This is a genomic window from Pseudoalteromonas sp. Isolate6 (assembly GCF_022398435.1).
Classification (GTDB): domain Bacteria; phylum Pseudomonadota; class Gammaproteobacteria; order Enterobacterales; family Alteromonadaceae; genus Pseudoalteromonas; species Pseudoalteromonas galatheae.
In genome coordinates this window covers 35957-44868 of record NZ_JAKEVK010000020.1, presented here as the reverse complement: position 1 = coordinate 44868, position 8912 = coordinate 35957, and the positions used below count along the sequence as shown (strand labels likewise).

The 8912-nt window shown below is 44.3% G+C and carries 9 protein-coding genes; 6 read left to right on the top strand and 3 right to left on the bottom strand.

The window, feature by feature from the left end; all coding sequences use genetic code 11:
* Positions 1-271: 271 nt before the first annotated feature.
* The 5 genes from L1D50_RS04950 to L1D50_RS04930 all read left to right on the top strand — a co-directional run bounded on the left by L1D50_RS04950 (position 272) and on the right by L1D50_RS04930 (position 6053).
* Positions 272-2089: an assimilatory sulfite reductase (NADPH) flavoprotein subunit gene (locus tag L1D50_RS04950; RefSeq protein ID WP_239965629.1), complete on the top strand. Its 1818-nt coding sequence runs from the start codon at positions 272-274 to the stop codon at positions 2087-2089.
* 44 nt (positions 2090-2133) lie between these two features.
* Positions 2134-3855, top strand: coding sequence for an assimilatory sulfite reductase (NADPH) hemoprotein subunit (gene cysI, locus L1D50_RS04945; protein ID WP_239965627.1), 1722 nt, complete (start codon positions 2134-2136; stop codon positions 3853-3855).
* A 38-nt stretch (positions 3856-3893) separates the two neighbouring features.
* Positions 3894-4634 (top strand): phosphoadenylyl-sulfate reductase, encoded by a 741-nt coding sequence (locus L1D50_RS04940; protein WP_138523010.1) that lies wholly within the window; start codon positions 3894-3896, stop codon positions 4632-4634.
* Between the two features lie 104 nt (positions 4635-4738).
* Positions 4739-5500, top strand: a complete 762-nt coding sequence (locus L1D50_RS04935; protein WP_128725838.1) for an amino acid ABC transporter substrate-binding protein — start codon at positions 4739-4741, stop codon at positions 5498-5500.
* 13 nt (positions 5501-5513) lie between these two features.
* Positions 5514-6053 carry a DUF4124 domain-containing protein gene (locus L1D50_RS04930; protein ID WP_128725837.1) on the top strand — a complete coding sequence of 180 codons (540 nt, stop codon included), beginning with the start codon at positions 5514-5516 and terminating at the stop codon, positions 6051-6053.
* On the opposite strand, the gene L1D50_RS04925 is transcribed toward L1D50_RS04930, so the two are convergent.
* The 3 genes from L1D50_RS04925 to L1D50_RS04915 form a co-directional block, all read right to left on the bottom strand.
* On the bottom strand, positions 6050-7135 hold the full coding sequence (locus tag L1D50_RS04925; protein ID WP_239965626.1) for an NAD(P)/FAD-dependent oxidoreductase: 1086 nt from the start codon (positions 7133-7135) through the stop codon (positions 6050-6052). The two genes, L1D50_RS04930 and L1D50_RS04925, sit on opposite strands and share 4 nt — an antisense overlap.
* 71 nt (positions 7136-7206) lie before the next feature.
* Entirely contained in the window at positions 7207-7425 is a 219-nt protein-coding gene (locus tag L1D50_RS04920; RefSeq protein WP_128725835.1) for a hypothetical protein, read from the bottom strand.
* 77 nt (positions 7426-7502) lie between these two features.
* Positions 7503-7940 (bottom strand): hotdog fold thioesterase, encoded by a 438-nt coding sequence (locus tag L1D50_RS04915; protein ID WP_128725834.1) that lies wholly within the window; start codon positions 7938-7940, stop codon positions 7503-7505.
* 95 nt (positions 7941-8035) lie between these two features.
* Here L1D50_RS04915 and L1D50_RS04910 point away from each other — a divergent pair, with 95 nt between their 5' ends.
* Positions 8036-8797 carry a hypothetical protein gene (locus L1D50_RS04910; RefSeq protein WP_128725833.1) on the top strand — a complete coding sequence of 254 codons (762 nt, stop codon included), beginning with the start codon at positions 8036-8038 and terminating at the stop codon, positions 8795-8797.
* The last annotated feature ends 115 nt before the right edge of the window (positions 8798-8912 follow it).

Sequence of the window (8912 nt, the reverse complement as noted above, 5' to 3'; positions counted from 1 at the left end):
TTATTAGTTTGTCTGTATATGACAGTTTGATTTTGCATCAAAACTGTTACGGCAATGTTAAACTTTTTGGCGGTTAAATATCGAACTTCTTTTAATCTGTTTTCTTTGGACTTTTCGATCTTCAATAACTAAAAGGAATATAAAAGCAGATTCTATTCTTTTTGATCTCTCAATTTGCCACGTATGCTTCACGCTAATAAAAGTAGGCTACGCTCTGTGCGAGCCAGTGATGCAATGAGCAAGCAAAACCTTTTGGGTACGGGGATCCATGATGTTGTTAAGTCAACTTAATGCTGCAGCAAGTCCGCTGACACATGAACAACTGCAAAAACTACAAGGCTTAGTTGGAGAGTTAAATCCAATCCAACAGGCATGGGTGAGTGGCTACTTAGCTGCAACCGCAAATTCAGCTGCATTATCAGGTATTGCTGGACAAGCAACAGCGGGCGCTGACGAGTCTGCACCTCTGACTATTTTATTTGGTTCACAAACTGGTAACGCAAAAGGGGTTGCAAACCAAATTAAAGCTCAGGCGGAAGCGCGTGGCTTGACAACTAAGTTAGTCAATATGGCTGACTACAAACCTGCCAACCTGAAGAAAGAGAAGTTCTTAGTGATTGCTGTCTCTACTTACGGTGAGGGTGAGCCACCAGAAGATGCAGAAGCATTGCATGAATTCTTAGCAGGTAAAAAGGCGCCTAAGCTGGAAGGTGTAAAGCAAGCAGTGATTGGCCTTGGTGATTCAAGTTATGAATTCTTCTGCCAAACAGCAAAGGATTTTGAAGCGCGCTTGGCTGCGCTTGGCGCTGAAATTGTTGTGCCGCGAGCTGACTTAGATGTGGATTATGAGGCTGAAGCTGAGGCGTGGATCGCACAGGCGCTAGATGCATTAGAGCCTTCGCTTAAAGCTCAGCAGCAAGCAGGTGGTGGTAACGTTATCAGCATGCCGTTTGGTGCGCCTAAGGCCGCAGCGAGCCAATATACAAAGCAAAATCCATTTGCGGCTGAGCTGAGTGTGGTACAAAAGATCACCGGCAGAAACTCAAGCAAAGATGTGCGTCACATTGAAATTTCCCTTGAAGGTTCCGATATCACTTATCAGCCGGGTGATTCACTTGGCGTGTACTTCTTAAATGACCCACAAGAAGTGGCAGCGGTGATCGATGTCTTAAAACTCGACAAAGCGCAAACCGTAAAAATAGGTGAACTCACCGTTTCGTTAGAAACAGCATTAATTGAACACCTTGAGCTAACACAGTCATATCCCGGTTTCGTTGAGAAGTATGCGATTGCAACTGGGAATGAGGAGTTAAGCGCACTTGCAAACGATAAAGCGGCATTGCGTGCGTATATTGAAGAGCGACAAATCTTTGATGTGATTAAGCAAAACCCTGCGAACATTGAGGCGCAAGCGCTAGTTGATTGCTGTCGCAAATTGCAAGCACGCCTGTACTCTATCGCGTCAAGCCAAGCAGAGGTGGAAGAAGAGGTGCATTTAACCGTAGGGTTAGTTGAATTTGATACCTTTGGTGAAAAACACTTTGGCGGCTGCTCTGGTTATTTAGCGAATCGAGCTGAAGAAGGCACGAAAGTGAAAGTATTCAGTGAGCACAACGATAACTTTAGATTACCAGCGGACAATGCCACACCTGTGATTATGGTTGGCCCAGGTACAGGTATCGCACCGTTCAGAGCCTTTTTGCAAGAGCGTGAGGCGCGTGACGCAGAGGGTGAAAACTGGCTGTTCTTTGGTAATCCACACTTTACGGAAGATTTCCTTTATCAAGTAGAAATTCAAAAGTATGTAAAGTCGGGTTTATTAACACATGTAGATTTGGCATTTAGCCGTGATCAGGCAGAAAAGATTTACGTGCAAGATAGACTGCGCGAGAAGGGCGAAGCTGTATTTGCATGGCTTGAAAAGGGCGCCCATTTTTATGTCTGTGGTGACGCTAGCAGAATGGCCAAAGATGTACACCAAGCACTTATCGACATCATTAAAACCCATGGAGGGAAAGATGATGAACAAGCTGAGCAATATCTTAAAGCATTGCGTAGCGCAAACCGTTATCAGAAAGACGTTTACTAACGCGTCTTGTTATACCGTCAGCCAATTTTAATGTAGGAAAGACAATGAGCAACTCTGAAATCAAACCGAATAGTAAGCTCGATGCAAACGCAAAGTTTTCTGATAATGAGCGTTTGAAGTCACAAAGTGCCCACTTACGTGGCACAATTTCAACGGATCTGACCGATCAGCTAACCGGTGGCTTTACTGCGGATAACTTCCAATTGATCCGTTTCCACGGTATGTATCAGCAAGACGACCGCGATATCCGCCCTGAGCGTACTAAGCAACGCCTTGAGCCATTGCATAACGTGATGCTTCGCGCTCGTATGCCTGGCGGTATCATTAAACCACATCAGTGGTTGGCGATTGACGAGTTTGCAGCGGATAAAACTATGTATGGGAGCATTCGTCTAACAACGCGTCAAACTTTCCAGTTCCACGGTGTATTGAAGCCAAACATCAAAGGGATGCACCAGCTGCTGAATAGCGTAGGTATTGATTCTATTGCGACGGCAGGTGATGTAAACCGCAACGTGTTATGTACAACTAACCCGGTCGAGTCTGAGTTACACCAAGAAGCGTACGAGTGGGCGGCTAAAATTTCAGAACACTTGCTACCAAAAACCAAAGCTTACGCTGAGATCTGGTTGAATGGTGAAAAAACGGAAACAACGGCCGAGCCGATTTTGGGTGATACGTATTTACCACGTAAGTTCAAAACCACGGTAACCATACCACCAAATAACGAGGTAGACGTGCATGCCAATGACCTCAACTTTGTTGCTATTGCAGATGAGGGCAAGCTAGTTGGCTTTAATGTGCTTGTGGGTGGTGGTTTGGCGATGACCCATGGTGACGTTAATACCTATCCACGCAAAGCTGATGACCTTGGCTTTATTCCGCTTGAGCACACGCTTGCCGTTGCTGAGCATGTGGTCTCTGTGCAACGTGACTGGGGTAACCGAGTAAACCGTAAAAATGCAAAAACTAAATATACGCTAGATACATTTGGCACTGAGGCGTTTAAAGCGGAAGTTGAAAACCGTGCCGGTATGAAATTTGAGCCAAGCCGTCCTTATGAATTCACCCACCGTGGTGACCGTTTTGGTTGGGTTGAAGGTATTGATGGTAAGCATCACTTAACGGTGTTTATCGAAAATGGCCGTATTTTAGATTTCCCAGATAAACCGCTAAAAACAGGTTGTCGCAAAATTGCAGAAATCCACAAAGGGGATTTCCGCATGACTGCAAATCAAAATTTAATTATTGCGGGAGTTGCGGCTGAAGATAAAGCGCAAATCGAACAAATTGCCCACGAGCATGGTTTGATAGATAACCAGCATTCAGAGCAGCGCAAGAACTCAATGGCATGTGTATCGTTACCGACGTGTCCACTTGCGATGGCTGAGGCAGAGCGTTACTTACCTGAGCTTGTGACAAAGGTAGAAGAGTTGCTCGCCAAGCATGAGGTTGCTGAAGAGAATATTATCCTTCGTGTAGTTGGTTGCCCTAACGGCTGTGGTCGAGCGATGCTAGCTGAGGTTGGATTCGTGGGTAAAGGTCCTGGTAAATACAATATGTATTTAGGTGGTAACCGTGCCGGTACTCGCATTCCTAAGCTGTATTTGGAGAATGTTGGTGAAGACGTCTTCCTGCCAGCGCTAGATGAGTTGATTGGTCAGTGGGTCAGTGAGCGCAACGAAGACGAATGTTTTGGTGACTATGTCATCCGCAAAGAAATCGTTGCGGAAGTCAAAGTGTCAAAAACTGATTTCCACGCTTGATTTAGAACGGGCAGCTCTGCTGCCCATTGGATGAGAAAATGAGTGATTTTAAGCAAATATTGACTCTGGACAGTGCAACTCAGCAGATGCTACTCGCGGATGCTAATGCCCTGCTGAGTGATAAAACTGCCGAGCAGAGAGTGGCTTGGGCACTGGAAAACTTACCGGATACTCACTTTTTGTCTTCTAGTTTCGGTATTCAAGCTGCGGTTATGTTACATCTTTTGACCCAGCAGCAGCCTGATATTCCCGTGGTACTTACCGATACAGGTTATTTGTTTCCTGAGACGTATCAATTTATTGAATCACTGTCAGAGCGTTTGGCACTCAACCTTAAGGTATATCGAGCTAAACAGAGCCCGGCTTGGCAAGAAGCGGTGTATGGTAAGTTATGGGAGCAAGGCGAAGAGGGTATTAAAAAATACAATACACTGAATAAAGTTGAGCCAATGACTCAAGCGTTGCGTGAACTTAGCGCTGGCACTTGGTTCAGTGGCTTACGTCGTCAACAATCCTCAACACGTGCGGATAAGCCAATCGTTGAGCTCAGCCGCGGCACGGTCAAGTTTTACCCTATTATTGACTGGCATAATCGTGATGTATATCAATATCTTACAAAATTTGATTTACCTTATCACCCGCTCTGGGAACAAGGTTATGTTTCTATGGGGGATGTTCACACCACCCGTAAGCTTGAGCCCGGCATGACAGAGGAAGAAACACGCTTCTTCGGTTTGAATCGTGAGTGTGGGCTGCATATTGATGGTGATGGTATTTAGACCCCCAATGTCCATTTAGCAGATTTGAGTGTGGCTGGTTTTTTGACTTGGAAATTCCCTGCGATCGGTCATACTTAGTCTATTATTTGTTCAAGGTCTTGGAGGTGGCTTTGATCTACTTACCCAAGACAAGACTGTTACTTAGTTGTGCTCTGTTTTTTTTCGGGCAGGCTAAAGCAGCAGAAGAGAGCAAAACGTTTATCAATTTTGCAGTTCAGTATTATCCTCCTTTTATTATTGAGCATGCTCAAGAGCAGGGAGTGCTGATCGATATTTTTGAGCTATTTTCGGCTCAATATCACTACCAACCACATTATCTAGTTTATCCAGAAAAGCGTTCTTCCATAGCAATTGAACGAGGGAATGTCGATGTGCGTATGGAGTCTGAGCATTGGTATCGTGGCACAATGCAAATGTGTTGGAGTGAGCCAATTTATACGGTTGAAGATGTATTTGTTACACACAAGGAGAGTGGGAAATTTGATATAAATGGCTTAAATGAACGTTTATTTTTAGGTCGATTTGGCTATACCTACCCTCAGTTAGAGCTGTCTTTTGATAATAACTTGCTGCAGCGCAAAGACTATTACTCAGAATTTGATATCTTGTCCGTGCTTGCAGGAGGAAGTGACAAAGGTCTCGCTTTCTCTATTGTTGGCGAACCAACACTGCGTTGGTTACAGCTGAAATATCCAGTATTCAAAAGTACGATCAGCGTGCATGGGGTTTCTGATGTGGCGCCGTTGCAATTGCAGTTTGGTCGCACTCAAAGAGCGAAAAAATTGTGTGATGACTTTAATCACTTTTATACCGACTTCAAAAAAACTGAGCAATTTAAGCAGATCCTGTTAAAGTATGGGCTCTAAGGAAAGTCAGAGTATGAAGATGAAAGCCGCAAGTTACTTGATGATTATGATAATGCTGGTGGCGTTAGCCAGTTTATTTGTATTGAAGCGCCCTGATGGAAAACCATGGTTAAGTGTAAATTCGTTGACCAACAAGGTTGAGCAGCAGGTAACAGAATTAACCTATCAAGGTGTGACAGCGCTTGAGAAAGTGAAGACACACACTAAGGAACTAGTGAGTGACGACACTCAACAGCCCACACCTTTGCTACAAGTGTATCGTTGGCAGGATGCCAAAGGACAATGGCATTACTCAGATAAACCCAACCCAAACGGCGAGTCGCAGCATTACCAATTAGACGAACGTAAAATTACCGTGGTAGCAGCCGAAGACACTAGCATTTTGAATAAACAACCAGAGCAAGTCGCAAGTAAAGAAACCGCTTCGGCATTACCAACGGCATTAAATCCAAAAGCGGTAAAGCAGGTGATGGAAGATGCGAAAAACGTCCAACAGCTAATGGATGATAGAAAGAAACAGCTTGAAAAGGCGCTGGAGGAAAACCAGCGCTAAAGTCGTTGTTCAATATATTCTGCAATGGCGAGACTCGCAGTCAATCCTGGTGACTCAATTGCCATTAAGTTAACAAAGCCTGATATTCCATGTGCTGCCTCGAACTGAATTACAAAGTCACTTTGCTTTTCTTTGCTTAACTTGGGTCTTATTCCAGTGTAATCCGCTGTTAGTCTGCTCTCATCCAGAGTTGGCCAGTATCGTTTTATTGCGGCGACAAAGTGCGCTTTTTCGGAATCATCAAATTGGTAATCAATGTTTTCAATATAGTCGGTATCAGGACCAAACTTAAGTTGCCCAGCTAAATCTAATGTCGCGTGTACGCCCAATCCATGCGTGTTAGGTAGAGGATAGATGAGCTGTTGAAAAGGGTGCTTGCCCTGATAGCGATAGTAACGGCCACGACAATAATAGGCGAAGGCTTTGTCGCTATCACCGGTAACTTTATTGAATACATCTGGCGCGTTCAGTCCGGCGCTGTTTATCAGCTGGCTGCAGCCCATTTCGAACAGCTCGCCATTGCAGCGCATCGCAACAATAAAATCACTGTCTAATTGCTGTGCGTGAATAAACTCACTTTGCGTTGCGACAATCCCCCCATTACTTTCAATCTCAGCGATGAGTGACAACATAAATTGGTGACTATCTAAAATACCGGTGGAGGGGGAGAATAGTGCGCTATGTATTTTCAAATAGCTAAGCTGTTGCTTGATTAGTTTGGATGAAGCAAAGTCAATGTCTGTGACAGAGTTAGTATGGGCACGAGTCTTAATTTTTTCTAGGCTTTGCGCTTCCTCGTCGTTTGTCGCGACAATGAATTTTCCGAGTCGCTGATAGGGAATGTTTAGCTGCTCACAGTGTGTATAAAGAAGCGCTTTCCCTCTAACGCATAGCTGGTGTTTTAAACTACCATGGGGGTAGTAAATGCCTGCGTGGATCACTTCACTATTTCGGCTACTCGTATGCTCACCAACGCGAGATTCTTTATCTATAACAATAACGCTGCGGCTATGGCTGAGCTTTGCCGCTATTGCTAAACCTACAACGCCAGCGCCAATAATTAGGGTGTCGACCTTTTCCACAAACTGATTACCTTTATAAACGTAGACGCTCAGGGTGCAGTAAAACCGTCCCAATATCAAGCTGGTATGCGCTAATCGCGGCGCTCTCGACGCATCAGCAAAATGGTCAGATATATTTTAGTCGGTAAAGAGCAAATGAGACCGAGCGCGACACAGCTCGCACCAATAATAAAACCACTCGGACCAAGATCGTTCAACCAGTCGCTCGTTAACATGGTGTGGCCCGTGAAAATTAAAATTAATCCCACTACGATGAGCGTATGAAGAGGCCAAAGCTTTTGAGTTGACACATTACCACCTCACTATTCTTTGTGTTGCAATAATAGTGAGGTGGGTTTGATTTTTTGTAATTGTGATAGATCAAGTTTTAGCGTGATACAACCGCGGCGGTCATTCTGGAAATGCAGCATAGTTCGTTGCGACTGTTAGTAATACGGATTTCCCACACAGATGAACGTTTTCCTAGGTGTACAGGCTTAGCTACGGCTGTGAGTATTCCTGTTCTTGATGCCTTTAAGTGATTCGCATTTATTTCTTGCCCTACGCAGTAGAATTGTTCGGTATCTACAACAAAATTTGCTGCGTAGCTTGCAACAGTCTCCGCCAAAGCGACGTTTGCGCCGCCATGAACCATACCCATTGGGTTATGATGCTCAGGAATGGCTGGCATAGTGGCAACTAGATAGTCGTCACCCACTTCACTGATTTCTATTCCTAGCGTCTTCATGAGCGTGCCTTTTCCCGTCGCTCCCTCTTCTAACGATTTACATAGCTCAAGACTAATTGGGTTAAACCATATGGACATGTTTGTCCTCCTTTTATATACATATGCTTACACTTTTTTACTATGGCGATTTTTTCTCATCGTTACAATCTTTGCATTATCGAAAAGGGGAAAACATGAAAGTACTTCCAATACTTAGCTTGCTACTTTATTCAGGTGTGAGTGCAGCCAATTCACATGAAGTAAGTATCGGTTTTGGTGAATTTTTAGAAATTGAGGACGGATTCTTAGGAGTTCAGTATAAACATTATCTGACAACTCTGGAAAATAATAGCACACCGTACAGCTTACAGGGATATATACAAAAAAGTGATAACTTCTCTTTTGGCGGGTTCTCAAATGATGATTGGCAACTGTACCAAGCTGATGCTGAGCTGTTTATCGGGCGGCATTGGCGGGTTGAGGTAGATATAACCCAATTTAGAGATGATGAAGCATTTTTCACTTCTACTAAAGACACTATTGCGCTGTTACAAGTTGGTCGTTTTGTGAGCCGTAATATGCAGTTAGGTTTAACATTGATCGGTCAGCGCTCAGAGTTTGATAGCTTTGGTGTAGATGAACGTAGCACTGAAACAGCACTAGCTCCCTTTTTTAGGTATACCGAGATTGAGGATGGGGTTGGATGGGATGTGAAAATGCAAAAAGTTGCGGCTGATACGGACTTTTGGCAAGTGCAAGCTGGTTATCACTTTGCCAAAGACTGGCAGGTTGCGGTGTCAGCGAGGCTGCAAGAAGAAGAGTTTAATGAGTCTATTGTTGAGCTGCAAACAGAGTACTGGTTTAACGCTCATACAGCGTTGCGATTTGGCTTGGGATCGGATCTAAACGATGCCGATCTCAACACTGTTACACTTATTTTTACTGGACGGCTTTGATACTTAAGGTTGTACTGCTTCACCGTAACAAGATTGAAAACAGTGAAAAACTTTTGTGAGGCTAGAAATAAAAGTAGAGCATAGCGCGGACTTTCAACTTCGGCGCTATGCTCCC